At 66.0% G+C, this 25149-nt stretch carries 24 protein-coding genes; 7 read left to right on the forward strand and 17 right to left on the reverse strand.

Annotated elements, in window-relative coordinates:
* Positions 1 to 52: 52 nt before the first annotated feature.
* The 4 genes from CIMIT_RS07380 to CIMIT_RS07395 all read right to left on the reverse strand — a co-directional run bounded on the left by CIMIT_RS07380 (position 53) and on the right by CIMIT_RS07395 (position 4863).
* Entirely contained in the window at positions 53 to 2332 is a 2280-nt protein-coding gene (locus CIMIT_RS07380) for a polyribonucleotide nucleotidyltransferase (RefSeq protein ID WP_407919531.1), read from the reverse strand.
* 177 nt (positions 2333 to 2509) lie between these two features.
* On the reverse strand, positions 2510 to 2779 hold the full coding sequence (gene rpsO / locus CIMIT_RS07385; protein WP_038591150.1) for a 30S ribosomal protein S15: 270 nt from the start codon (positions 2777 to 2779) through the stop codon (positions 2510 to 2512).
* A gap of 104 nt (positions 2780 to 2883) precedes the next feature.
* Positions 2884 to 3846, reverse strand: a complete 963-nt coding sequence (locus tag CIMIT_RS07390; RefSeq protein WP_038591153.1) for a nucleoside hydrolase — start codon at positions 3844 to 3846, stop codon at positions 2884 to 2886.
* 45 nt (positions 3847 to 3891) lie between these two features.
* Positions 3892 to 4863, reverse strand: coding sequence for a bifunctional riboflavin kinase/FAD synthetase (locus CIMIT_RS07395; RefSeq protein ID WP_038591156.1), 972 nt, complete (start codon positions 4861 to 4863; stop codon positions 3892 to 3894).
* A 30-nt stretch (positions 4864 to 4893) separates the two neighbouring features.
* Between CIMIT_RS07395 and truB the strand changes: the two genes are divergently transcribed.
* Positions 4894 to 5790, forward strand: a complete 897-nt coding sequence (gene truB, locus CIMIT_RS07400; RefSeq protein ID WP_038591159.1) for a tRNA pseudouridine(55) synthase TruB — start codon at positions 4894 to 4896, stop codon at positions 5788 to 5790.
* Positions 5791 to 5819: 29 nt separating this feature from the next.
* Here the strand turns inward: truB and CIMIT_RS07405 are convergent, their stop codons facing one another.
* From CIMIT_RS07405 to rimP, 9 genes are all read right to left on the reverse strand, one after another.
* Positions 5820 to 6473 (reverse strand): 4'-phosphopantetheinyl transferase family protein, encoded by a 654-nt coding sequence (locus tag CIMIT_RS07405; protein ID WP_038591162.1) that lies wholly within the window; start codon positions 6471 to 6473, stop codon positions 5820 to 5822.
* Complete coding sequence (locus CIMIT_RS07410) at positions 6474 to 7274, reverse strand: metallophosphoesterase family protein (protein WP_038591165.1); 801 nt, start codon at positions 7272 to 7274, stop codon at positions 6474 to 6476.
* A gap of 25 nt (positions 7275 to 7299) precedes the next feature.
* Complete coding sequence (locus tag CIMIT_RS07415) at positions 7300 to 8655, reverse strand: MATE family efflux transporter (RefSeq protein ID WP_051904875.1); 1356 nt, start codon at positions 8653 to 8655, stop codon at positions 7300 to 7302.
* Between the two features lie 70 nt (positions 8656 to 8725).
* The gene (locus CIMIT_RS07420; RefSeq protein WP_038591170.1) at positions 8726 to 9718 is read right to left on the reverse strand and encodes a DHH family phosphoesterase; all 993 of its coding nucleotides are present in this window, start codon (positions 9716 to 9718) and stop codon (positions 8726 to 8728) included.
* Entirely contained in the window at positions 9719 to 10174 is a 456-nt protein-coding gene (rbfA, locus tag CIMIT_RS07425; RefSeq protein ID WP_038591174.1) for a 30S ribosome-binding factor RbfA, read from the reverse strand.
* Positions 10175 to 10333: 159 nt separating this feature from the next.
* Complete coding sequence (gene infB / locus CIMIT_RS07430) at positions 10334 to 13135, reverse strand: translation initiation factor IF-2 (protein ID WP_038591177.1); 2802 nt, start codon at positions 13133 to 13135, stop codon at positions 10334 to 10336.
* 109 nt (positions 13136 to 13244) lie between these two features.
* The gene (locus CIMIT_RS07435) at positions 13245 to 13559 is read right to left on the reverse strand and encodes a YlxR family protein (protein ID WP_038591180.1); all 315 of its coding nucleotides are present in this window, start codon (positions 13557 to 13559) and stop codon (positions 13245 to 13247) included.
* 196 nt (positions 13560 to 13755) lie between these two features.
* Positions 13756 to 14760: a transcription termination factor NusA gene (gene nusA, locus CIMIT_RS07440; RefSeq protein WP_038591183.1), complete on the reverse strand. Its 1005-nt coding sequence runs from the start codon at positions 14758 to 14760 to the stop codon at positions 13756 to 13758.
* A gap of 30 nt (positions 14761 to 14790) precedes the next feature.
* Positions 14791 to 15333 (reverse strand): ribosome maturation factor RimP, encoded by a 543-nt coding sequence (gene rimP, locus CIMIT_RS07445; protein WP_038594461.1) that lies wholly within the window; start codon positions 15331 to 15333, stop codon positions 14791 to 14793.
* A gap of 31 nt (positions 15334 to 15364) precedes the next feature.
* On the opposite strand from rimP, the gene CIMIT_RS07450 reads away from it, so the two are divergent.
* Positions 15365 to 16177 carry a ferritin family protein gene (locus tag CIMIT_RS07450; RefSeq protein WP_144311828.1) on the forward strand — a complete coding sequence of 271 codons (813 nt, stop codon included), beginning with the start codon at positions 15365 to 15367 and terminating at the stop codon, positions 16175 to 16177.
* A gap of 7 nt (positions 16178 to 16184) precedes the next feature.
* Here CIMIT_RS07450 and CIMIT_RS07455 read toward each other — a convergent pair whose 3' ends face one another.
* Positions 16185 to 17975 (reverse strand): proline--tRNA ligase, encoded by a 1791-nt coding sequence (locus CIMIT_RS07455; RefSeq protein ID WP_038591186.1) that lies wholly within the window; start codon positions 17973 to 17975, stop codon positions 16185 to 16187.
* A gap of 31 nt (positions 17976 to 18006) precedes the next feature.
* Here CIMIT_RS07455 and yaaA point away from each other — a divergent pair, with 31 nt between their 5' ends.
* Positions 18007 to 18708 carry a peroxide stress protein YaaA gene (yaaA, locus tag CIMIT_RS07460; protein WP_038591188.1) on the forward strand — a complete coding sequence of 234 codons (702 nt, stop codon included), beginning with the start codon at positions 18007 to 18009 and terminating at the stop codon, positions 18706 to 18708.
* On the opposite strand, the gene CIMIT_RS07465 is transcribed toward yaaA, so the two are convergent.
* A complete protein-coding gene (locus CIMIT_RS07465) occupies positions 18692 to 19621 on the reverse strand; it encodes a DUF559 domain-containing protein (protein ID WP_051904877.1) in 930 nt (309 codons plus the stop codon). The genes yaaA and CIMIT_RS07465 overlap by 17 nt on opposite strands.
* A 437-nt stretch (positions 19622 to 20058) precedes the next feature.
* Here CIMIT_RS07465 and CIMIT_RS07470 point away from each other — a divergent pair, with 437 nt between their 5' ends.
* From CIMIT_RS07470 to CIMIT_RS07480, 3 genes are read left to right on the forward strand one after another with little or no spacing between them, the layout of a single operon-like run.
* Positions 20059 to 20787 carry a DUF1648 domain-containing protein gene (locus tag CIMIT_RS07470; protein WP_038591191.1) on the forward strand — a complete coding sequence of 243 codons (729 nt, stop codon included), beginning with the start codon at positions 20059 to 20061 and terminating at the stop codon, positions 20785 to 20787.
* Between the two features lie 11 nt (positions 20788 to 20798).
* The gene (locus CIMIT_RS12145) at positions 20799 to 21404 is read left to right on the forward strand and encodes a thermonuclease family protein (RefSeq protein WP_051904878.1); all 606 of its coding nucleotides are present in this window, start codon (positions 20799 to 20801) and stop codon (positions 21402 to 21404) included.
* A gap of 4 nt (positions 21405 to 21408) precedes the next feature.
* The gene (locus tag CIMIT_RS07480; RefSeq protein ID WP_038591194.1) at positions 21409 to 22155 is read left to right on the forward strand and encodes an NAD-dependent deacylase; all 747 of its coding nucleotides are present in this window, start codon (positions 21409 to 21411) and stop codon (positions 22153 to 22155) included.
* Here CIMIT_RS07480 and CIMIT_RS07485 read toward each other — a convergent pair.
* Together CIMIT_RS07485 and cobA are read right to left on the reverse strand one after the other, a co-directional pair.
* The gene (locus CIMIT_RS07485) at positions 22152 to 23111 is read right to left on the reverse strand and encodes a class I SAM-dependent methyltransferase (RefSeq protein ID WP_038591197.1); all 960 of its coding nucleotides are present in this window, start codon (positions 23109 to 23111) and stop codon (positions 22152 to 22154) included. The genes CIMIT_RS07480 and CIMIT_RS07485 overlap by 4 nt on opposite strands.
* Positions 23095 to 23835 carry a uroporphyrinogen-III C-methyltransferase gene (cobA, locus tag CIMIT_RS07490; RefSeq protein WP_051904879.1) on the reverse strand — a complete coding sequence of 247 codons (741 nt, stop codon included), beginning with the start codon at positions 23833 to 23835 and terminating at the stop codon, positions 23095 to 23097. Before cobA ends, CIMIT_RS07485 begins: the two co-directional genes overlap by 17 nt.
* Positions 23836 to 23859: 24 nt before the next feature.
* On the opposite strand from cobA, the gene CIMIT_RS07495 reads away from it, so the two are divergent.
* A complete protein-coding gene (locus tag CIMIT_RS07495) occupies positions 23860 to 25113 on the forward strand; it encodes a protein adenylyltransferase SelO family protein (protein ID WP_038591200.1) in 1254 nt (417 codons plus the stop codon).
* Positions 25114 to 25149 lie beyond the last annotated feature (36 nt).

The following is a 25149-nucleotide window of genomic DNA, read 5'->3' on the forward strand; positions in this document are numbered from 1 at the left end:
CAACACCGAAGTTGCGGGAGGCATTTTCACTATCGCTCGTAGGCAGTGAGGATTAGTCCTCCACGGGAACCAGGGAGATCTTGCCGCGGTTATCAATGTCGCGGATTTCCACCTCGACCTTGTCGCCCACGTTGATCACGTCTTCAACCTTCTCCACACGGGTGTTGCCGCCCAGGTTGGAGATGTGGATCAGGCCGTCAGTACCCGGCAGGATGGAAACGAATGCGCCGAAGGCGACGGTCTTGACCACCGTGCCCAGGTAACGCTCGCCCACCTTGGGCATCTGCGGGTTCGCAATCGCGTTGATCTTCTCAATCGCTGCGTCCGCTGCCGAGCCCTCGGTTGCGGAGACGTAGATCGTGCCGTCGTCCTCAATGGTGATGTCGGCGCCGGTCTCCTCCGTGATGGAGTTGATCATCTTGCCCTTCGGGCCGATGACCTCGCCGATCTTGTTCACCGGGACGGTGACAGTGGTGATCTTCGGCGCAAGCGGGTTCATCTCATCCGGCCCCTCGATGACCTCGGCCATCGTCTCCAGGATGGTCTCGCGTGCCTCGTAAGCCTGGTCCAGGGCTGCGGCCAGGACGTCGGACGGGATACCGTCGAGCTTGGTGTCCAGCTGCAGCGCGGTGATGAACTCGCTGGTACCTGCGACCTTGAAGTCCATGTCGCCGAAGGCGTCCTCGGCACCCAAGATGTCGGTCAGTGCGACGTACTCGGTCTTGCCGTCAACCTCGCCAGAGACCAGGCCCATGGCGATGCCGGCCACCGGTGCGGCCAGCGGCACGCCCGCGTTGTACAGCGACAGCGTAGACGCGCAGACCGAGCCCATCGAGGTCGAGCCGTTGGAGCCCAGCGCCTCAGAGACCTGGCGGATGGTGTACGGGAAGTCCTCCTTGGTGGGAATGACCGGCAGCAGCGCGCGCTCTGCGAGTGCGCCGTGGCCAATCTCGCGGCGCTTCGGCGAACCGACGCGGCCGGTCTCGCCGGTGGAGTACGGCGGGAAGTTGTAGTGGTGGATGTAGCGCTTCGAATCCTCCGGGTGCAGGGAGTCGATGTGCTGCTCCATCTTCAGCATGTCCAGGGTGGTCACGCCGAGGATCTGGGTCTCGCCGCGCTCAAAGAGTGCAGAGCCGTGGGCGCGCGGGATCAACTCGACCTCGACCTCCAGGTCGCGAATGTCGTTGACACCACGGCCGTCGATGCGGAAGCCCTCCTTCAGGATCTTCTCACGCACGATCTTCTTCTGCACTGCGTTGTAGGCGGCGCGGATCTCCTTCGAGGTGGCGGCGTATTCCTGGTCATCCTCGTCCACGTCGAACTTGTCCAGCAGCGACTCCTCGATTTCCTCCATGTAGGCGTTGGAGGCATCCTCGCGCTCCGCCTTGGACTTGATCGTCATGATCTTGCCCAGCTTCTTGGCGGCCTTCTTCTCCACCTGCTCGTAGACCTTGTCAGAGTACGGCGGGAAGAGGGTAAACTCCTTCGTCTCCTTGCCTACCTCGGCGGCCAGGTCAGCCTGTGCCTTGGCCAGAGTGCGGATGTACGGCTTCGCCGCCTCCAGGCCCTCGGCGACGGTGGACTCGGTCGGTGCGGGGAACCCGTCCTTGACCAGCTTGACCACGTTCACGCCGGCGCCGGCCTCAACCATCATGATGGCCACATCTTCGCGAGTCTTTTTGCCATCCTTGCGCTCAACCATGCGGCCGGCAACGACCATCTCGAACAGGGCGCGCTCGTGCTGCGCCGCGTTCGGGAAGGCGACCCACTGGCCCTGCGGGTGCTTATCGTCGGCAATCAGCGCCATGCGCACGCCACCGACCGGGCCGGAGACCGGCAGGCCGGACAGCTGGGTCGCGGCGGATGCGCCGTTGATGGCGACAACGTCGTAGTACTCGTCCGGTGCCATCGACAGCACGGTGATCACGCACTGCACCTCGTTGCGCAGGCCCTTGGCAAAGGTGGGGCGCAGCGGGCGGTCAATCAGGCGGCAAGCCAGGATCGCCTGCGTGGACGGGCGGCCCTCGCGGCGGAAGAACGAGCCGGGGATACGGCCCGCGGCGTACATGCGCTCTTCGACGTCAACGGTGAGCGGGAAGAAATCGAAACCCTCGCGAGGCTGGTTCGATGCGGTGGTGGTGGCCAGCATCATCGTGTCCTCGTCCAGGTAGGTGGTCACCGAGCCGTCAGCCTGGCGGGCCAGCTGGCCCGTCTCGAAACGGATGGTGCGGGTACCGAAGTCACCGTTGTCCAGGGTGGCAACGGCTTCGGTGATGCCAAACTCCTCATCGACGTGGACGTCGTACGAGTTTTTGGGGGTAAAGCTGCTCAAAAGATCCCTCTCCTTGGGTCTTGACAAGGCGGTCATCGGTGCCGCCGGGTATCGCGTTCTCTTGCAACGGCACACATCCTACCAGCACCTGCACGTATTGCAGCTTCAGATCTCGCGGAAACGCAAAACCCGCCGCCCCAGGAAGCTGGGTGCGGCGGGTAAAAGGTGCGCAGTCGCTTAGCGACGCAGGCCGAGGCGAGCGATGAGGTCGCGGTAGCGCTCAACGTTGTTCTCGCGCAGGTACTGCAGCAGGCCACGACGGCGGCCGACCAGCAGCAGCAGACCACGACGGGAGTGGTGATCGTGCTTGTGGTCCTTCAGGTGCTCGGTCAGGTTGTTGATGCGCTCGGTCAGCAGCGCAACCTGTGCCTCCGGGGAACCGGTGTCGGTCTCGTGGACGCCGAACTCCTTGAGGATCTCAGCCTTCTTCTCAGTGGACAGTGCCATGAGTATGCTCCTTGGTATTTCAGTTCGCGCTCTAGATCAAAAGTCTTGTACTGCACCGCAACTGCCGCGAACCGCAGTCGATTGGCGCAAGACCTCGAGAAAGCTTACACGACCGCAGTAGCAGAAGCCAAAGTGGTCAGCCGGTGCATGAACTCCTCGAGGAAACGCGCGGTGTCCACGCGCACGGCCACAGCGGCGTGCTTATCCGGGTCGTTCAGGCGCGTCTCTTCGCCGATGGTGCGCCCGCGGGTCGGTCCCTCGGTGTCGACCTTCATGTTGATCCCGAGGGTGTCCACCAAGCTCGGGTCAAGCGCGACCGCGACCGCGAGCGGGTCGTGCAGCCCGCACCCGCCCAGGTGCGGGGAGGTCGTCTTATACGCGTTGATGTAGTAGTTGGTGGCGGCCGCGAGGAAGTCACCGCCGCGCGTGCCGAGCGCTTCCCACTGCGCGGTCTCTTTCCGCGTCAACAGCGTCTGGAGCGTGACGTCGAGACCGATCATGGTGACGTCGCGCAGGCTGCGGAACATCAGGTCGGTGGCTTCTGGGTCCTGGTTGATGTTCGCCTCCGTCCAGGCGTTGACGTTGCCGGGCACGGCCAGCGCGCCGCCCATCATCACGATGCGGGCGCTCTCGCGGAAGACGTTGGAGGCCTCGATCGCAGCCGCAATCGTGGTCGACGGGCCGGTGGGCACGATCACCAGGTCATCGCCGTAAGCCTCCACCGAGTCGATAAGGAAGTCCACCGCCGAGGTCTCCTCTACCCCGCGTGCGGCATCCGGAATGTCCACCTCGCCGATGCCGTTTGTGCCGTGGATGAACGCGGAGATTTCCTGGACTGCAAAGGAGTCCTTGGCTCGGGCGTGGTCGGGGCCTGCAAAGACCGGCACGTCGGTGCGTCCGAACAGCTCCAACAGCGCAAGCGTGTTGCGCACGGACTGCTCCACCGTCACATTGCCGTAGGTACATGTCACGCCGATCAGCTCGGCGTCCTCGGAGCCGAGCGCGTAGGCGAGCGCCAGCGCGTCGTCGATGCCGGTGTCTAGATCCAAGATGAGCTTGCGTGCCATGAGTTGGAGTCCTTTCGCTGCCTTCAAAGGGGCTTCTACGACATGCTAGTTCACGCCGAGGATCTCGCGCGTGCGCTCGACGTCACGCGCCATGTTCTCCAGCAGCTCCTCGACCGAGTTGAACTTCAACATGTCGCGGACTTTGTCCACGAACTCCACGCGCGCCATGCGGTCGTAGAGATCCGCGTCGCGGTCCAAAATATAAGACTCCACGCTGCGGCGGGTATCCCCAAACGTCGGGTTGGTGCCTACCGAGATCGCGGCCGGGTAGCGCACGCCCGGTTTCACATCGCCGTCGATCGGTGCGGTATCGATGATGGTCAGCCAGCCGGCGTAGACCCCGTCGGCGGGCAGCGCGGAGACGTCCTCGACGTACTGGTTTGCCGTCGGGTAGCCCAGCTCGCGGCCGCCGCGGCCCGCGCCGCGCTCGATGGTGGAGATCACTGAAAATGGCCTGCCCATGTAGTCGGTGGCCACGCTGATGTTGCCGGCGGTGAGTTCGTCGCGGATGGCGGTGGAGCAGATGCGCACGTCGCCGTCGTTAAGCAGCTGCACGATGGTGACCTCGAGCCCGAAGCGCTCCCCCAGCTGCGCCATCGTCTGTGCGGTGCCTGCGGCGTCCTTGCCGAAGGTGAAGTTCTCGCCGACGACGACCTCACGCGCGCCGAGCGTGCCCTGCAGCACCCCGGTGACGTAGTGCTCGGTGCTGTCGCCGGCGAGTTCCTTGCGGAAGTCGATGACCAGCAGGTAGTCCACGCCCAGCGCCTCGATCTGGCGGGCGCGCTCTTCCAAGCTCAGTAGGGCCAGCGGGGCGCGCTCCGGGGCGAAGACTGCCACCGGGTGCGGGTCGAAGGTCATCACGACGCTCGGCACGCCCTGCGCTTTCGCCTTTTCCACCGCTGTGGTGATGAGCAGCTGGTGGCCCCGGTGCACCCCGTCGAACACGCCGATGGTGACTACGCTGCCGCCTTCAGTGAGGTGTTCGGGAACGTCTGAAAGCCCGTGCAAAATATCCACGCGCAATAGCGTACGGCATACTTGAAAACCATGACAGATCCCCTCGCAACCTCCGGAATCGTCGTGGTAGACAAGCCTGCAGGCATGACGAGCCACGATGTCGTCGCCAAGCTGCGCCGCGCCTTTTCCACCCGCAAGGTGGGCCATGCCGGCACGCTCGACCCGATGGCCACCGGCGTGCTTGTCGTCGGCATCGAGCGCGGCACCAAGCTGCTCGCCCACCTGGTAGCCAACGACAAGGCGTACGCCGCCACGATCCGGCTCGGCCAGTCCACCACCACCGACGACGCCGAGGGCGAAGTCACCGCCACGCACGACACCTCCGCAATCACGGATGCGCAGCTCAAGGCCGAAATCGATGCGCTTACCGGCGAAATCATGCAGAAACCTACCGCGGTCTCCGCTATCAAGATCGACGGCAAGCGCGCCCACGAACTCGTCCGCGAGGGCAAGGAAGTGGACATCCCGGCCCGCCCGGTCACCGTCTTCAGTTTCGACATCGGTGAGATCCGCCGCGAGGGCCCGTTTATCGACGTCGACGTGCGCGTCCACTGCTCCTCGGGCACCTACATCCGCGCGCTCGCCCGCGACCTCGGCGCCGCGCTCGGCGTTGGCGGCCACCTCACCCAGCTACGCCGCGAGTCCGTCGGTGCCTTTTCGCTTGCCGCCGCCACGCCGTTGGCAACCCTCCAAGACTCCCCCGCCCTCTCGCTCACCCTGGACGAGGCGCAGCTGCGCGCCTGGCCCGTGCTCGAGGTCACCGCCAACGAGTACGAGGCGCTCGCGCTCGGCAAGTGGCTTGAACCCCGTGGGCTCGACGGCGTCCACGCGGCGAAGGGCCCCGACGGGCGTGTGGTGGCCTTAGTCAAGGAGCAGGGCAAGCGCCTGGCCACCGTGTTCGTCGCGCGACCGGCGACGCTGGGCTAGTACTCTGCTAGCACTCTGCTAGTGCTGCGCTAGCGCACGAACGCCGAAGCGATCACGTAGCCGTCGCCCACCACCCAGCGCCCCTCAAACATGGGCCTGGGCGTAGGCCGGGCCAAGATGTAGGAAACGAAGGTGCCGTCCGGGCGCAGGCAGATGTCCGCTTCGTCGAAGTCGAGGAAGCGCCGCGTCATCGGGAACCAGCACTTGTAGGTTGCCTCCTTCGCGCAGAACAGCAGCCTGTCGGCCCACTCCATGCCCGCGTCTTGCATCCCGCGCACCATCTCGTACTCCTCGCCGCGGGTAATCGCGTCCAGCACGCCCTCGGGAAGCGGCTGGGCGAGCTCTGCGTCCAGGCCCATGGAGCGCACCCACCTGGTCGGCGCAGCCACCGCCGCGCGGAAGCCGGTAGTGTGCGTCAGCGAACCGGTGTAGCCCTCCGGCCACAGCGGCATCCCCTTCTCCCCGCGCAGGATGGCCCCGGCGTTTTCACAGCCGAGTTCTTTGAGTGCTTCGTGGGCGCACCAGCGGGCGTCGCCAAACTCGCCCTTGCGCAGATCAACCGCGCAGCTGACCTGTGCCTGCTCGCTCGGCAGGAGGTTTTCGTACTTGCTCAAGTCGTTGCCGCCGTCGGTGCGCAGGTAGACAAAGCGCGCCTCAGGCGGAAACAGTGCCAGGTTCTGCATTTACGCTCCCACCTCCATCACCGGGTACGGGAAGGGGTGGCGGCGTGGGAAGCGCTCCCACTCGCGTGGGTAACCCAGAGAGACCTCGATGTGCTCAATGCCATCGATCTCCATTACCCCGGGCATGTGCAGGTGCCCGTAGATCACAGCCTGCGCGTTGTACCGCTTCGGCCAGGAGCGCGTGTGCCTGGTGCCGCACCACAGGGCGATTTCTGACCACTGCATGCGCAGCGTCGGCTCCTGCACAAGCGGCCAGTGGTTGATCAAAATCGTCGGCCCGCTGATGCGGGACAGGCGCTTAGTGGTGTAGGCGAGTCGATCCCAGCACCACGCGCGGACGTCGACAAACGAGGCGATGGCGAACTGGTCCGTCATCACGATGTTCTTCTCGTGCGCGGCCTCGATCGCCTCCTCCACCGTCATGTTCGCGCCACGGAAAGAGTAGTCGTAGAGGGTGAACAGCGGGGCGATGGTCACGCCGCCAAACTGCGGGTACGGATCCTCCGGCGTGATCACGCCGATTTCGCGCATAGCCTGCACCAGCGCCGTGTATTTGTCGCGGCCGCGGTAGCGATCCGCCGAGCGCGAGAAGAGCTCGTGGTTACCCGGTGCCCAGATCACCGTGTCGAAGCGCTGCGCCAGCTGCTCCATCACCCGCACGATCAGGTCCAGTCGTTCCGCGACGTCGCCGGCCACGATCAGCCAGTCGGAGGGGTCGCGCGGTTGGATGGCGTCGATCTTGGGCCCGTTGCGTTTTACGGCCGCGTGCAGATCGCTCACGGCCCACAGTGTGGTGCTCATTCTCGGCTCCTCTCTTTCTGCCGCTTTACGACGCCCGCGCGGTCGCCCCAGTCCGCGCCCACTTATCCCCACGGAAACGGATCACCACGCCCACCAGGCGCAGCACCACCGAGGCGAGGTGGCCTGCCCAGATGCCGGTCAGCCCCCAGCCGAAGGTGACGGAAAGCAACGTAATCGGCAGGAACGCACCGAGCACGGACACGATCGTCAGGTTACGCAAAAACGCCGCGTCCGAGGCCCCCAGCAGCACGCCGTCGAGGGCGAAGACCACGCCGCCCACAAGAATCATGGCGATGAGCAGCCACCACGGGATAACCAGGGCGTCGAGGACGGAACCGTCGCGGGTGAAGATGGACTTCAGTGGGGCGTCGAAAAGCGCGAAGATCGTGGCGAGCACCACCCCGAAGCCGACCGAGAAGCGGGTAGCCTGCGCGCCCACTGAGCGCGCCTCGGCGACGCGCCCCTTGCCCAGCGAGGCGCCGGTGAGGGTCTGCGCGGCGATCGCCATCGAATCGAGCACGAGCGTGAGGAAGTTCCACAACTGCAGCAGAATCTGGTGGGCGGCGAGCGTGGCCACGCCGAAGCGGCCGGCGACAGCGGCCGCCGCCAGGAAGGAGATCTGGAAGGACAGCGAGCGCAGGATCAAGTCGCGGCCGAGCACTAGCTGATCGCGCATGACTGCCCAGCGTGGTGCCCAGGATCCCTTGTGCTCGCGGATGAGCACCACGAGGAAGAGTGTGGCAGTAATCCCCATCCCGATCACGTTGGCCACCGCCGAGCCGACCAGCCCGAAGCGGTGCACCAGCATCGGCAGAATGAGCGCGCCAGGCACCAAGCCGCACAGCGTAAGCAGGAAAGGCAGGCGGGTATTTTGAATTCCGCGCATCCAGCCGTTGCCCGCCATGATGATCAGCGTCAGCGGGATGGCAATCGCGGCCACATGCATCCAGGTCGCGGCCTGCGCCGCCGTGGCATGGTCGTTGGTCAGCGCGAACGCGATCGGCTCTGCAAACAGCCAGATGATCGTGGCCAGGCATAGGCCAACCAGCACCGCAACCCAGGTCGCCTGCACACCCTCGGCGACCGCGGCGTCGCGCTTGCCCGCCCCGAAGAGCCGGGAACTGCGTGCGGTGGTGCCGTAGGACAAAAAGGTCAACTGGGTGGTCACCGTCGACTGGATCGTGGTGCCGGCGGCCAGCGCCGCCAGCTGCGCGGTGCCCAAACGGCCCACCACCGCGGTATCCAGCAGCAGGTAGAGCGGGTTGGCCGCGAGCACACCGAGCGCCGGCAGCGCGAGCCCCAGGATGGTGCGCGCGCTGACCTCCGGCCTCCGGTTCGCCTGCGAATGAGTCGATGAATGTGCTGTGGACTTCGCTGCCACGCGCACGCTCCTTCTACTTTAAGTTGAGTGCGGTACAAATCTTCACGGGCTTCGGGCTCTGCCCGCCGCCCTAGTGCGCGGCGCGCTCCTCACGAGTCGGCAGCGCCGCGATCAGGTCGCGCACCACCATATCCTGCGAGCCGTGCGCGGTATACCCTGCCGCCGGGACGTGCCCGCCGCCACCGAAACGCTGCGCGAGCTTGGACACGTCGATCACGCTCGAGCGCAGCGACACCGCCCAGCGCTTCGGCCCATTCTGCTTGAGCACCATGCCCACATCAGTGCCCTCGAGCGCGCGGGCGTAATCGATGATCGCCTCCACGGTGGTCTGGCTCATTCGCGCCAGCGCCTCCGCCCGGATGGTAAAGACGCTGAGCTTGAGTCCTTCCTCGCGGAAGTTCTGCAAATCGGCGAGCACCCCGCCCATGATCTGTAGGTCTCGCGCGCTGGCCTTGTCCGTCAATTCCAGGGAAATCTGGCGCGTATCAAGGCCGTAGCCCATCAGCTCGCCCGCCAGCTGGTGCATGCGCGGCGTGCCCCAGCGGAAGTTCCCCGTGTCGGTGACCAGGCCCGCGTACAGGCAGTACGCCATGTCGTGGTTGAGTTCCACGCTCAGGTAGTCGAAGAGCTCGCGGATAATCGTCGTGGTGGACTCCGAGTCCACGATAAGGTTGTGCGCGCCGAACGCCGGGTTCGTCTCGTGGTGGTCAATCACCACCACGCGCGAGGGATCGTCTGCGATCTGCGTACGGAACAGCCCAGTGCGGTCCACCGACGCACAATCCACCGTGACCACGAGCCCGTCCTCCGGCAGTTGGCCGCCGTAGGTGATCTCCTCGACCCCGGGAACCGTAAGCAGGTTCTCGGGGTGCGGGTAGGTCTGGCCGATGAACACGTGCGCGTCGATACCCAGCGAGCGCAGCCCAGCAGTCAGACCGCACGCCGAGCCAACCGCATCCGCGTCCGGCTTGATGTGCGCGACCACCGAGACCTTCTTCGCCGCGCGCAGTACCTCGGCGATCTCGGTGAACTGTGCTTCCGCGCCCGGGAACAGTGCGCCCATTTACGCGCCAGTCCCTGCGCCGCTATCCCCGTCCGTCTTGTACGGGTTGTCCTCGCCGGCCGGCTTCGCGCCCTCGCGCAGGCGCGCGGTCTCCTCGTCGCGGGCGCGCGCACGGTTGAGCAGCTCCTCCATCCGCGCGGAGGCCTCCGGCACGGTGTCGAGCTCGAAGGCGAGCGTCGGCGTAAAGCGCACGGAGAGCTGGTCCCCGACGATCTTGCGCAGCTGACCGCGGGCGCGGTGCAGCGCCTCCGCGGCTTGCTCGTAATCCGGCTCATCATCGATCTCGCGGCCGCGCACCGTGTAGTAGACGGTCGCGTCGTGCAGGTCGCCGGTCACGCGGACATCGGTGACGGTGACCAGCTCCAACCTCCGGTCTTTGACCTCTCGCTCGATCGCGGAAGCAACAATCGCGTGAATCTGCTTCGCCAAGCGTTGCGCGCGCGGGTTGTCAGCCATGTCATCATCTCCTTGTGTCTCGTCAGCGTCCTTTCAAGTTTAGACGCTTGCACTGCTTATCGACGCCACAGCGCCCCCGCCCCGGCACAAAGCCGGGAAGGGGGCACCGCTTTTCGTGTCTACTCACGCCAACCGTATGGAGCCGGCGAATAATCCCGCCTAGTCGCGCGGGACCTCGACCATCTCGTAGACCTGAATCTGGTCGTCGACCTGGATATCCGGGTACGACAGCACCATACCGCACTCGTAGCCCTTGGCTACCTCGGTGACGTCGTCCTTCTCGCGGCGCAGCGACTCGATCGTCGCGTCCGGAGTAATGACGTTGCCGTCGCGCACCAGGCGCACCTTCGCGCCGCGCTTGACCTTGCCCTCGGTAACCATGCAGCCCGCGATGAGGCCGACGGCGGACGCCTTGAAGATCTGGCGGATCTCCGCGGCACCCATCTCGCGCTCCTCGTAGATCGGCTTGAGCATGCCCTTGAGCGCTGCCTCCACCTGATCGATCACGTCGTAGATGACCGAGTAGTAGCGGATGTCCACGCCCTCGTTGTTGGCCTCCTCGGTGGCCTTACCCTCGGCGCGGACGTTGAAGGCGACGATGACCGCATCGGATGCGGCAGCGAGCACCACGTTGGTCTGGGTGACAGCACCGACGCCACGGTCGATGATGTTCACCTCCACCTCGTCGTCCACCTCGATCTTGAGCAGTGCCTCCTCCAGGGCCTCCACCGAACCGGCGTTGTCGCCCTTGAGGATGAGGTTGAGCTGGTTGGTCTCCTTGAGCGCCTGATCCAGGTTCTCCAGGGACACGCGCTTCTTCGTGCGCGCCTGCATGGCGGCACGCTGACGCGCGTCACGCTGCGCCGCGATCTGGCGCGCCACGCGGTCGTCCTCGACCACGAGCAGGTTATCGCCCGGGCCGGGGACACCGTTGAGGCCCTGGACCTGGACAGGACGGGACGGACCAGCTTCTTCCACGTCGTTGCCCCACTCGTCGACCATGCGGCGCACGCGGCCGAAGTTGCCGCCCACCACAATGGATTCGCCGACGCGCAGCGTACCGCGCTGGACAATGACGGTGGATACCGGGCCGCGGCCGCGGTCCAGGTGGGACTCGATGGCCACACCCTGTGCGTCCATGTCCGGGTTAGCCGTCAGCTCAAGTGCCGCATCGGCGGTGAGCAGGACGGCTTCCAGCAGATCGTCGATACCCGTGCCCTGCTTGGCCGAGATGTCGATGAACATGGTGTCGCCGCCGTACTCCTCCGGGATCAGGCCGTACTCGGTGAGCTGACCACGGATCTTGTCCGGCTGTGCCTCCGGCTTATCCACCTTGTTCACGGCAACCACGATCGGCAGATCAGCCGCCTTGGCGTGGTTGATCGCCTCCACGGTCTGCGGCATGACACCGTCGTCCGCGGCCACGACCAGGATGGCCAAGTCCGTGGACTTCGCACCGCGGGCACGCATGGCGGTAAACGCCTCGTGGCCCGGGGTATCCAGGAAGGTGATCTTGCGCTGCTGGCCGTCGAGCTCTACCTCAGTCTGGTAGGCGCCGATGCCCTGGGTAATGCCGCCGGCCTCGCCGCGGCCCACGTTTGCCTTGCGGATCGAGTCCAGCAAGCGAGTCTTACCGTGGTCGACGTGGCCCATGACGGACACCACCGGCGGGCGCTGCTCGAGCGCCTCTTCGCCGCCCTCGTCCTCGCCGAACTGCAGGTCGAAGGACTCGAGCAGCTCGCGATCCTCATCCTCCGGAGAGACGATCTGCACCTCGTAGTTGATCTCGGCACCCAAAAGCTGCAGCGTCTCCTCGGAGACCGACTGCGTAGCCGTGACCATCTCACCCAGGTTAAACAACGCCTGGACCAGGGAGGATGCATCGGTGTTGATCTTCTCCGCCAGATCCGACAGGGTCGCGCCCTGACGCAGGCGAACCGTCTTGCCGTCGCCGTCAGGCAGACGCACGCCACCGATTACGTTCGGCTTGTGCATCTCCTCATATTCGGCCCTCTTCTGGCCCTTCGACTTGCGACGACGCCCCGGTGCGCCACCCGGACGCCCGAATGCACCTGCGGTACCGCCACGACGACCGCCGCGTCCGCGGAAGCCGCCACCGCGCGGCGGACCACCCGGACCGCCACCACGGCCACGACCGCCGCCACCGTTGCGACCGCCGCGGGAACCGGCAGCCTTTGCCGGCATCTGCTTCGGCGAAGGCGCTGCCGCCATATCGGCCGGCGACGGACGACGTCCACCACCGGAGCGGTTGCCGCCTGGACGCGGTGCGCCCTGGCCCTGGGAGCCCTGCCCCGGGCGTGGTCCACCCTGGCCGCGGCCACGGCCGCCGCCCTGGTTCTGACCACCGCGGCCGCCGCCGGGACGCGGGGCCGGGCGCGGTGCGGAAGTGTTCGAGGAAAATGGGTTGTTCGCTACCTTCGGGCGACCACCCGGCTTTGCCTTCGGACGCGGCATCGAACCAGGCGTCGGGGCGTCCTTCTTCGCGGCCTGGCCAGGCTTCGGAGCTTGGCCGGGCTTGGGTGCAGCCGGCTTGGCAGCCTGACCCGGCTTCGGCGCGGCAGGCTTGGCGGCTTGGCCGGGCTTCGGTGCCGCGGGCTTGGCGGCCTGCCCCGGCTTCGGCGCGGCAGGCTTCGCGGCCTGGCCGGGCTTCGGCGCCGCAGGCTTGGCAGCCTGGCCGGGCTTCGGCGCCGCGGGCTTCGCGGCCTGGCCGGGCTTCGGCGCCGCAGGCTTCGCAGTCTTGTCTTCCTTCGGCTCGTTGTCCGCGCTCTGTCCTTCGTTCTTTGCTTCGTAGAACGCGGTCATCTTCCGCACAACCGGCGACTCAATCGTCGACGAGGCGGTCTTTACAAACTCGCCCTGCTCCTTGAGCGTGGCGAGCAGTTCCTTACTCGTAACTCCAAGCTTCTTCGCAAGCTCGTGTACTCGTAACTTTCCGGGCACGTGTCTCCTTGTAGTTTGTGCTAGGAGCGCGGTGCCCGGTTACGGGTACCGACCCCTAGACGTGGTCAATGACTTTCATCGCTGATGCTGCTTCACGGTTGTGTACTCATCAGTGTTCGGTCTTCCTTACTTGCGTTGGGTCTTTCGCCTGTGTGGCGAGGTACGTGTGTACATGACCTAGGTCCACCGGAGTGGACAGACGGAAAGCGCGCGCAAAGGCACGCCGCTGTTCCGCCAGCTCGAGTGCGTCCCGCGTGGGTGTGATCCACGCTCCCCTGCCCGGCAACTTCCGGGCTGGGTCGGCCACAATGCGGCCGGGAACGTCCGGGTCTTGCACGAGCCGCAGCAGGCGCGTATCTGGCAGTGCCTCACGCGTGGCGATACAGGTACGGGTACGGATGGGACGCTTGCGCGCATCACTCATCCAGCACCTTCCTTTTCGCCTCGCGGTAGCTCACCGGCCAGACACCCGCTACTGCACCGGCACGTACATGACACGGCACGCGGGAATTAAGCCGTGTACTAGCCTACGCCAAAACCGCGCTAAAAAATACTTCCTAAGCTCAGCGGGGCCGACACCGGCTCACACCGGTGTCATTTTTGCAGCCGCTTAGGCATATCTAGTCCGTGGCCGCGTCGGAGTGGATATCAATCTTCCAGCCCGTCAGTCGCGCGGCGAGGCGGGCGTTCTGCCCTTCCTTGCCAATCGCCAGCGAGAGCTGGTAATCCGGCACGGTCACGCGCGCCGCCTGGGCTTCCTCGTCGAGCACCTCGACCTTGATCACCTTCGACGGTGCCAGCGAGTTGCCCACGTAGGTCGCGGGGTTATCCGAGTAGTCAATAATGTCGATTTTCTCGCCGCCGAGCTCCTTCATGACATTGGACACACGCGAGCCGCGCGGCCCAATGCAGGCACCCTTCGCGTTGACACCCTTGACGGTGGCGCGCACCGCCACCTTGGAGCGGTGGCCCGCCTCACGCGCGATCGCGATGATCTCCACCGAGCCGTCCTCCACCTCCGGCACCTCGAGCGCGAACAGGCCGCGAACCAGCTCAGGGTGCGTGCGCGACAGGTTGACCTGCACGTTGCGCTCCCCCTTGTTCACGCCCACCACGTAGGCCTTCACGCGGTCGCCGTGGGTGAGCCGCTCGCCCGGGATCTGCTCCGCAGGCAGCAGGATGCCGTCCTGCGGGTCGGCCTCGGTGCCTAGCTGCACGATCGTCAGCCCTCGAGCCTCCGCGTTCGCGTCGCGCTGCACCACGCCGGAGACGACGCGGCCCTCAAACTCGGAGTACTCGGTGTAGACGCGCCCGGCCTCCACCTCGCGCAGGCGGCGCTTGATCGCGTCACGAACTGCGGGCGCACCAATGCGGGAGAAGTTGACCGGCGTGGCATCGTACTCGGAGATCACTTCGCCCTCGGCGTCGAGCTCGCTGACCATGACGTGCACATCGCCGGTGTCCGGGTCGATGTCCACGCGTGACTTGGTGTTTTCACCTGGATCCACCTCGCGGTAATCCAGGTATGCAAACAACAGCGCGCTCGCAATGGTGGTCAACAGGTCATCGACCTCGATACCCTGCTTGTCCTCAATCACTTTGAGCGCGTTCAAGTCAATATTCACTTGTCTTCCTCCCAGGTAAGCCTGTTGGGCTTACGCGTCTACTACTTCGTCGAACGGTGCGTCTACCAGCTCCTGCTCGGCCGCCGGCGGCGCTTTAAATTCAATTTCTACCACTGCCTTGGGCATTTCGGAAACCAACCGGGCCTGCACCGCAGGCACTTTCGCCCCGCGCTCGATCAGCGCAACACGGGTTTCCGTCTCGTCGAGCGCGCCGATGCGCCACAGTTCTTTCTTGCCGTCGGCGTCGAGAAGCGCCACGGCGCGGCCGCGGTTGCGCCGCCAGTGGCGCGGCTCGGTCAGTGGCATGTCCACGCCCGGGGTGGTCACCTCGAGGGTGTAGCCGGCACCGAAGTTGAGGTCGCCGGCGTCCTCGTGGGCGTCGAAAAGCTCGCTGAGCTCGTTGGAGACGACCTCCAACTCATCTAAGGTCGGGGGCGTATCACCGTCGAGCGCGATGATCACCTGCGATTTCTTGCCAGCGCGCACCGCGCGGATCTGTTCAACGTCCAGCTCATGGTTGCGGGCAATCGGCGCGACCAGCGCGCCCAGCTGCTCAGGTGTAGGAAAAGCCATGCCCACCACCCTATCGTGTACGGTTTTCCGCGTGAAGAAACTCCTCGCCGTCACGCTTTGTGCCCTACCACTTACCGCCTGCAACGCGCTCGATATCGTCGGCCCGCGGCCGAACGCCGAGCTCGTCGCGCTCGCGCAGCAGGCCTTCGCCGATGGGCAAGTGCTTGACGACGCCACGTTGGCCCACACCCGACAAACCCAGGCCACCCAACTCTTCAACGAGGTCGAGCGTCTCTGCGGCACCACCGAGGCCGGAGAGACCCCCACCACCTGTACTTTCGATCGCGGCCCCGGCGAGGCCACCGGCAACGCCGACCCAACCGCCGCCGCCAACCTAGCTACTGCCGCGCTGCTGGGCGCTGCGGCCAGCGCCCCCGAGGATTCCGTGACCTTACTTGTCGCGCAGGCCATCGACCTGCGCGCGGGTCAGGCCGAAGATGAATCGGCAGACCTGGACGGTGAGACCTTGGAGAACGAGGAAGATCTCGAGGCCGCCCGCGCCATGCTGCGCGCCGAATATGCCGCCCAGTACGGCTTCGGCATGGCCACCGCCTACGCCGACGACGCCACCGACGCACGCCTCGACGAACTCCGCACGTCCTCCGACGCCCGCGCGCTGATCCTCCGCGAAGCGCTCGAGCCTGCGGGCGATGTGCCGGAGGCGGCACCCGGCTATGACTTCGAGGGCGTGCCCGCCCCGGGTGATGCCGCCTCAGCGGGCGCGTACGCGCAGTCCCAGCAGCAGACGCTTATTGACCAGTGGCGCGCCACCGCCGCCCACGCCCAGTCCGACGCATTCCGCCGCCTGGCCGTGGAGCTCGCGGCGAACGCGCAGCGCGCGTAGGCCGGGCTTAGACCGCGAGCTGCTCCGCGACGAGCTCTCGCACCTTTGCCACGATCTCGTCAGCCGGCACCTCGAGGGTCTCGCCGCCGCGGATACGCAGCTCCACGTTGCCGTCTGCGAAAGCGCGGCCCAGGATCACGATGAACGGCATGCCGAGGAGCTCGGCGTCCTTGAACTTCACGCCTGGGGAGACTTTCGGGCGGTCGTCGAAAAGCACCTCGAGCCCTGCGTCCGAGAGCTCCGCGGCAATGCGATCGCCGGCCTCCAGCGCGGCGGCATCCTTGTTCGCCACCGCGACGTGCACCTGGTACGGCGCGATCGCGACCGGCCACACCAGGCCCTTCTCGTCGTGGCGCTGCTCGGCCACGACCGCCATCATGCGGGATACACCGATGCCGTAGGAGCCCATGGTCGGCACGGCGCGCTTGCCGTTCTCGTCCAGGATCTGCACGTCCATCGCCTCGGTGTACTTGCGGCCCAGCTGGAAGATGTGGCCCAGCTCGATGCCGCGCGCGAGCTGCACGGTGCCGTTGCCCTCCGGAGCCGGGTCGCCCTCGTGGACCTCGGCGGCCTCGACAAATGCATCGACGGTGAAGTCGCGGCCTGCGACCAGGCCCACCACGTGCTTCTGCGGCGCGTCCGCGCCCGTAATCCAGCTCGAGCCCTCCACCACGCGCGGGTCGGCGAGCACGCGCACGCCGTTGGCGTTCATCGCGCGCGGGCCGACGTAGCCCTTGACCAGGAAATCGGTGTTCTTGAAGTCTTCGTCGCTGGCCAGCTCGAACGTCGCCGGTTCCAGGGAGGCCTCGAGGCGCTTTTCGTCCAGCTCGCGGTTGCCCGGGATCAGCACGGCGGTCAGCTGCGGGCCGACCTTGTTGCCGTCCTCGTCCACCGCGCGCGGGTCATCGACCTTGAGCACCATGCACTTGAGCGTGTCTGCGGCCTCGACAGCGCGGCCGTCGATCTCCACACCTGCGTCATTCGCCCACTGCACGAGTGTCTCGATGGTCTCCGAGGCCGGCGTGTCGTAGTCCTGCGCCTCCGGCTGCCCCTCGATCGGGGTTGCAGCCGGTGGGACCGTCACCACGGCCTCCACGTTTGCTGCGTAGTCGCCTTCCGAGGAGACCACGAAGGTGTCCTCACCGTTCTCGCTGTACGCGAGGAACTCCTCGGAAGCCGAGCCACCCATCGCACCCGAGGTCGCCTTACAGATCTCATAGCGGATTCCCACGCGACCGAAGATGCGCTGGTAGGTCTCGCGGTGCTTCGCGTACGACGCGTCCAAGCCCTCGTCCGACATGTCGAAGGAGTAGCTGTCCTTCATCACGAACTCGCGGCCGCGCAGAATACCCGCACGCGGACGCGCCTCGTCGCGGTACTTCGTCTGGATCTGGTACAGCGTGACCGGGAAGTCCTTGTAGCTGGAGTACAGGTCCTTGACCGTCTGCGTAAACATCTCCTCGTGGGTGGGCCCGAGCAGCATGTCCGCGCCCTTGCGGTCCTTCAGGCGGAAGAGGTCATCGCCGTACTCGTCCCAACGGTTCGTCGCCTCGTAGGGCTCCTTGGGCAGCAGCGCCGGGAAGAGCAGCTCCTGGCCGCCCATCGCGTCCATCTCCTCACGCACCACACCCTCAATTTTGCGCATCGTGCGCAGCCCCAACGGCAGCCAGGAGTACACGCCCGGCGCGGCGCGGCGGATGTAGCCGGCGCGCACCAAGAGCTTGTGGCTGGGGACTTCGGCGTCGGCGGGGTCTTCGCGCAGGGTGCGCAGGAACAGCTGAGAAAGGCGTGTAATCATGGCGTTTATCCTAGCGCTAAGGTTAGGGGCCATGCTTATTGTCCTCCCACCTTCAGAGACCAAAGCGCCCGGCGGCCAGGATGCGCCGATCAGCGTGTCTTTCCCCGCGCTCGACCCGATCCGCACCGCGCTCATGCAGGATCTGGCTTCGCTTCAGGTCGACGAGATGATGGCCCAGCTGAAGATCCCCGCCACCAAACGCGCGGAGGCCGAGGAAAACCTCACCCTGGCCGAGGCGCCGGTTATGCCCGCCGTTTTCCGCTACACCGGCGTGCTTTTCGACGCCCTGTCCGCCCCCACCCTCCCCACACCAGCCCTCGAGCGCCTCGCGATCGGCTCCGCGCTCTTCGGGGTCGTGCGCGCCGACGATATGATCCCGCGCTACCGACTCTCGGGCAGCGCCCGCCTGGGCGGCGCCACGCTGAAATCCCGCTGGGGCACCGCCATTACCGACGTGCTGGCCGACTTCCCCTTCGTCGTCGACCTGCGCTCCGGTACCTACCAGAAGCTCGGCCCCGTGCCCGGCGCGGCCACCGTCCGCGTCGAGTCCGTCCAGCCCGACGGCTCGCGCAAGGTGGTCAGCCACTTCAACAAGCAGTACAAGGGTGAGCTCGCCAGGGCACTTGCGCTTCACGACGCCCCCGCCACCTCCCCCGACGACATCGCCCACATCGCCACCGAAGCCGGCATGACCGCCGAGGTCCACGGCACCCAGGTCACGCTGGTCGTGTGACATACATTTCCGCGAGGTCGAGCATGCGGGTGACGGTGGTGAGGAACCCGTGGGCGTCGTCAAGCAACTGGTCCGGCGACACCCGCACCACGACATAGCCTGCGTTCTGGAGGCGCTTCTCGCGCTCGCGCTCCTCACGGATCGCCGTCTCGGTTGGCGAGAACGTGGTGCCATCGTATTTTTGCGCACCGTCGATCTCTACGATCAGGCGGCCGCGCAGCAGGTCCGCCATGTACAGGTTGGGCGAGACGGCGATACGTGCGTTGACCTGCCAGCCGCCAATGCCCGCCTGCAGCAGTAGCGCGCGGGCGTAGGACTCGTACGGCGACAGCGAATTGTCCACCGCATGCGCGATCACACGACGCAGCGTCCCGATATTGCGGATCCGGCCCAGGCTGGCGGCGGCTTCTTCAATCCGGTGGCGCGGCACGCCTTCGCGCAGCAGCCAATCCATCGCGACGAGGCCCTCCGCGAAACCGTGACGCAGCGCGATATCAAACACGGTGGTCAGCGCGTCGGTCGTGCGTAGCCGGTCGAAGTGCTGCGTGGTTGCGTCGCCCGGCGACCTGTCCCGGTAGACCACACCCGTCGGCCACTGCTTCCGCGAAGGCGCCTTCCCCCGCTGTGCGACCAGCTCCACCGGCTCGCGCGTCGTCGCGATCACCCAGATCCCCAGGATCCGCGCCGCAGACCGGCCCGACAGCACCGCACGCGGCACCGTACAACCGACCGCATACGCCGCCAGCCACCGTTTCTCGTGGTACCGCAACTGTTCCCATTCCGTCACCTTGATGAAAAACCGCGTCGAAACCTTGCGGTACGCCGCCGGCCTTTTGCGATGTGCGAGCCTGTCTTCTTGCCGATTACTATCCATGAGCTTGTTCGCCAGCTCCTGCTTTCTCGTCGAATTCATACTGTTCCTTCTATTATATTTCGCTCGTTTCGTCCAGTGATGGTTGACGATCATCTTTGGATACGGCGTTCGCCGGGGCCCTGCCACACCCAAATGGAGCTAGCTCCATCTAGGAACCCCGCCAACCCGCGACCAGGCGTTTTACAACCGCGCACAGCCCAAACGGAGCTAGCTCCATCTAGAGACCCCGTCAACCCACGACCAGGCATTTTCCACCCACCCACGGTCCAAATGGAGCTAGCTCCATTTAGCAACCACGCCAACCCGCGACCAGGGTTTTTCCACTCACTTGCGACCCAAATGGAGCTAGCTCCATTTAGGAGTTTCGGCGACCCACGACCAGGCATTTTCCACCCACGCCAAGTCCAAATGGAGCTAGCTCCATTTAGCAACCGCAGACAGCAACCACCCCAACCCGCCCCTGCTACCCTCAGACCATGCAATCCCGCCAGTACTACGCCGCCACGATCTTCGTCTACCTCGCCACGTTGGCGTACGTGCTACTGCGGTGGGACTCCATCCCGGATCCAATCCCGGTGCACTTCGACGCCGCAGGCAACCCCGACCGGTACGAGCCGAAGTCGTTCCTCGCCGCGACCGCCTTGATCTGGATCGGCGCGGTCCTCTCCGCCGCGGTCGCCTGCTGCGTGCCGCCGCGTTCCCTGGTCCGCCGCACCGCGAACATACCGTCCACCTCCCCGATCCCGTTTTCGGAGGCCAACGCAAGACGTGCCGAACTACTCACCGATAAGACAGGCACCTTCGTCGCACAAACCATCTTCGGCATGGCGGTGTGTACGTGTCTCTCCGTGCTCTCGTCAACCAACCTCGCTCCGTCCGGCTGGCTGATGCCTACGGTCTGGATCGCATTCACCATCGGCGTCGTGGTGCTCGCCGTCGCGTTGACCCTCAACACCAGCAAGCAGGTCCAGGCACTCCCGACAGACGAGGACGAACAAACCCGCAACGAGCACTTCCGTTACGCCGCCGGCATGGGCGTCTACAGCGAGCCGCAGGACCCGGCACCGATCGCAGTATTCCCATCCAACCCCAGCAAGCTGCAGATCAACACGGTGCACGAGCACGCTCGCCGTTACCTGTGGCGGATGGGCATCGCGCTTGCGGCGTCCCTTGCAGCCTGCGTCGTCTTCGCCGCCGTCATGTAAGCGAGACCGATATGCGCCCCCTCCGACTTTTCGCCGCCATCCTCGCCGCCGCGCCCCTTGCCGCCTGCCAGAGCCAGCCAACAGTGACCAAGATCGTCGACGGCGACACCCTCGACGTCGACCGCGACGGGGAGACCGTCCGCGTCCGGCTACTGAACATCGATACTCCCGAGCGCGGCGAATGCCTCTACCAGGAGGCCACGGATCGGCTCACCGAGCTCGCCCCACCCGGCACGCGCGTACGCCTCGAACACGACCAGGAGCGCAAGGACCGCTACGGCCGCGAGCTCGCCGCGGTCTTCGCGGGCGACGTATTCGTCAACGAGCAACTCGCCGCAGACGGCCTTGCCCGCGCCGTGACCTACGAGCCGAACCACGCCTACACCACCCGCATGGAGGCCGCCCAGGCCCGCGCCCGCACTACCCACCTGGGCATTCACGCCGTGCCGACCGAGTGCCTGCTGCCCACAGACACCGCCCGCCGCGCACTCGAGCTGCACGCGGAGGACCCGGCCCACCGCGCCTTCTACCGCGACGTCATGCGCGACGCCGTCACCGCCACCAACAACTTCACCTACAAAGACCAGGCCCTGCAGTTCATCGACGCCCTAGAATAGGGCCATGGAGCAATTGCTTATCGACGCCCACCAGATCCTCATCAACGCCAACCACATCGAAGTCTTCACCGGTGCCGGCATGAGCGCGGATAGCGGGATCGCTACGTACCGGGATGCAGAAACTGGGGTGTGGGAGCAGGTAGATCCGGTGGCGATGGCGTCGATAAGCGCATGGCACGACGACCCGGACACGATGTACGCCTGGTACCTCTGGCGAGCACAACTCGCGCACCGCGCTGAGCCGAACGCCGGACACCGGGCGATTGCGGCGGCGCGTGGGGTGACGGTGACGACACAAAACATCGATAACCTGCACGAACGGGCGGGCAGCGAGGACGTGGTGCACCTGCATGGCTCGCTGTTCGCCTTCCGCTGCACTGACTGCGACACCCCGTACGAGGATCCGATCGCGCTGCCGGAGGAACCGGTTGAGGCGATTGCGCCGCCGCACTGTCCTGTGTGTGGCGGACTCGTGCGCCCGGGCGTGGTCTGGTTTGGCGAGGCACTGCCGCAGGACGAGTGGGTCGAGGCAGAGCGGCGCATGAAGACAGCGGACGCGCTACTGATCGTCGGCACCTCTGGCGTGGTCTACCCTGCCGCGGGGCTGCCGCTGATGGCGCACGCACGCGAGATTCCGATCGTGGAGGTCACCCCGCAGCCGACGGAGCTGTCACACCTGGCCAGCGTGGTCGTGCCGGCAACGGCGGCGGAGGCGCTGCCGCGGATCCTGCAGGGGCGGATTACTGCTTAAAGGCGCGCCCGCAGCACCGTAAACGTCGCGTCGCGGGCGACCTGCTCTACCTCATCGAAGCGGCGCTCCACCTCGCCGCGGTAGCGCAGGTGCGAGTTATGTACCACGTACAGCGCGCCGTCGGCGGCGAGCAGGCGCTGTGCGGCGTCGAGGAGGTGCTGGACTAGCGTGGCGTCGATGGTGGTGCCTTCGTGGAAGGGCGGGTTGAGCGCAATCGTGTCGAAGCTGGCGTCCGGGAGCCGCGAGCCGGCGTCGTCCCACGTGGTTTCGAGGCCGATAGCACGTGCGGAAAGGACGGCGTCCGCATCCGAATCCGTGGCAACCGCGCCGGCGATACCGCGGCTGACCGAGCCGTTGCCGCAGCCGAGGTCCAGAAGACGGCCCGGTTCTTCCGGCAGGCAGGAGCGGAGCAGCTCGCCGCCGCGGTCCGGCTTCGCGCCGGAGAACACGCCACCGAAGGCCACCAGCCCACCATGGGACACGGGCACGTACGCAACCTCGCGCGGCCCGGAGGCGACCAGGCAGCGGAACTTGCCGCGCCCGCGGGAGCCGTGCACCGTATCGAAAGAGTCGGCGAGCACCGTGTTCATGCCGCGCGAGAGGTGCTTGTTGTTCGCCCCGAGCACCAGGCGCGCGCTGTCAAAGCTCGCCCCGGCAATAGCGCGAGCAAGGTAATCCAGCCGGGCGAGCGACTTTGGCATCTCGCCGAGCCCGACCGCAGACCCTTCACCGGCACAAGCGAGGAACTCATCTAACCGCTTATCCCCCGCAATCTCCGCGCCGAGCGCCAGTGCGGCTTGGCCGCGCGCGTAATCGGGATCGAGAAACAGCACGCGCGGTCCCGTCTGCACGGCTTTCCGCGTCAGGTCGAGCGTCGGATCGTGGCAGATCAGCAGCGTGTCCGGCGCCTCATCGGCAAGAGCGGTGTCCCAGATCAGACTATCGAGCGTCCGCAAGGCCGGCGACCTCCCCGAAGACGTAAACCGCCGGCGAGGCGATCGACTCAGCCTCCATAGCATCCGCCAGCGTCGCCGCCGTCGCGCGCACCACGCGCTGGGAGGCGGTCTCGCCTTCCTGCACCGCGACCGCGGGCGTGGCCGGATCCAGCCCCGCCCCGACCAACGTTTCCGCAATCGCACGCACGTTGCGCACGCCCATGATCACGCAGATAGTTCCGCCGACGCGTGCGAGCGCCTCCCAGTCCACCAAGGAGTTCGGGTGCGCCGGCGGCAGGTGGCCCGAGACCACCGTAAAGGCGTGCGTCACCCCGCGCTGAGTCACGGGCACCCCTGCTGCGGCGGGCACGGAGATCGCGCTGGTCACCCCGGGCACCACCGTCACCGGCACGCCGGCTGCGGTGCACGCCTGCACCTCTTCAAAGCCGCGCCCGAAGACATAAGGGTCACCGCCCTTGAGCCGCACGACGTGCTTGCCCGCGAGCGCGTGCTCCACCAGCAATTCGTTGGTGCGCGTTTGGGCGACCTGTTTGCCGTAGGGGAGCTTCGCGACGTCGATAAGCACCTTGCTCTTGACGTCAAGGAATTCCTCTAGCTGGCTGGCGGGGCCGAGGTGATCGGTGAGGATCACGTCGGCGGCCTCGAGTGCGCGCAGGCCGCGGATGGTAAGCAGGTCCCATTCGCCTGGGCCCCCTCCGACGAGTGTGACTTTGCCGATGCTCATGGCCCACTAGTCTAGGCTGGCCCCATGGAACAGCCCACGCTTGCCCACACATTCGCCGACGCGCTGCCCGACATGGCGGTGCCCGTACCCGGAACCGACCTGCCAGATGCCGAGCTGATCGTCCTCAACGAGCCTCACGCGCGCGAGCTCGGCCTCGACACGGAATGGCTGCGCAGCGACGAGGGCGTCGCGTGGCTCGCCGGGGCCGCGGGCGGGCACGCCACCGCGTACTCAGGCCATCAGTTCGGCCAGTTCGTGCCAGTGCTTGGCGACGGTCGCGCGATGCTCCTCGGCGACATCAACGGACGCGAGATACAGCTCAAGGGCTCCGGGCTCACCCCCTTTTCCCGCCCCGGCTCCGACGGACTCGGCGCGATCGGCCCAATGCTCCGCGAGTACCTCGTCAGCGAATTCATGCACGCCATCGGCATACCAACCACACGCGCGCTCGCGGTGATACGCACTGGGGAGAAGGTCATCCGCCAACAAGGTCAGGTGCCAGCGGGCATTGTGGTGCGCACGGCCTCCTCGCACCTGCGCGTCGGCTCCCTGCAATACGCGGCGCAGAAGTCCCGCGACCTGGTCGCTGACGTGATCACCGCCGCCGGGTACGAGGGACCAGAGCGGCTGCTGGATTCGGTGATTCATCGACAGGTTGATGTAGTGAGTCGGTGGATGGCCGTCGGCTTTGTCCACGGCGTCATGAATACGGACAACGTGGCGCTGTCCGGCGAGACCATCGACTACGGGCCGTGCGCGTTTACGCAGCGTTTCGACGGCGCAGCAACCTTCTCTTCTATCGATGCGCAGCGGCGCTATGCATTTGGCAACCAACCCAGCATTCTGGCCTGGAACATGGTCCGCCTGGCGGAAACACTGCTACCGGAACTCGGCCAGGAGCGTGCCCAGGAAATCCTGTCCACGATGCAAAGCCGGTGGGACACGGCGTGGGAAACCTACATTGGTGATCTCGCTGACGAGCTGGCACAGGCCGACGACATCACCACCTTTAACCGGGAGCACGGAATGGTTTTTGGCGGAGTCACCGCATTTGAGTATGGCGACGCCCCCGATGGCTCCCCCTACCCTGGCCCCATCTATATCCCGCGTAACCACATGCTCCAGGACGCAATCAACGCCGCGGAGCGCGACGGCGACTTCGCCCCGTATCTCGCGCTGCTGCATGCAGTCACGCACCCCTACGACGAGGGCGCGGGCGAGGAATGGATGGCGCAACCGGAAAGGCCGGGGCCGTTTACGACCTTCTGCGGTACGTAAACGACCCCGGCGGCACGGGCTTAAGCGCCGGAAGCT

The sequence above is a fragment of the Corynebacterium imitans genome, assembly GCF_000739455.1.
Classification (GTDB): domain Bacteria; phylum Actinomycetota; class Actinomycetes; order Mycobacteriales; family Mycobacteriaceae; genus Corynebacterium; species Corynebacterium imitans.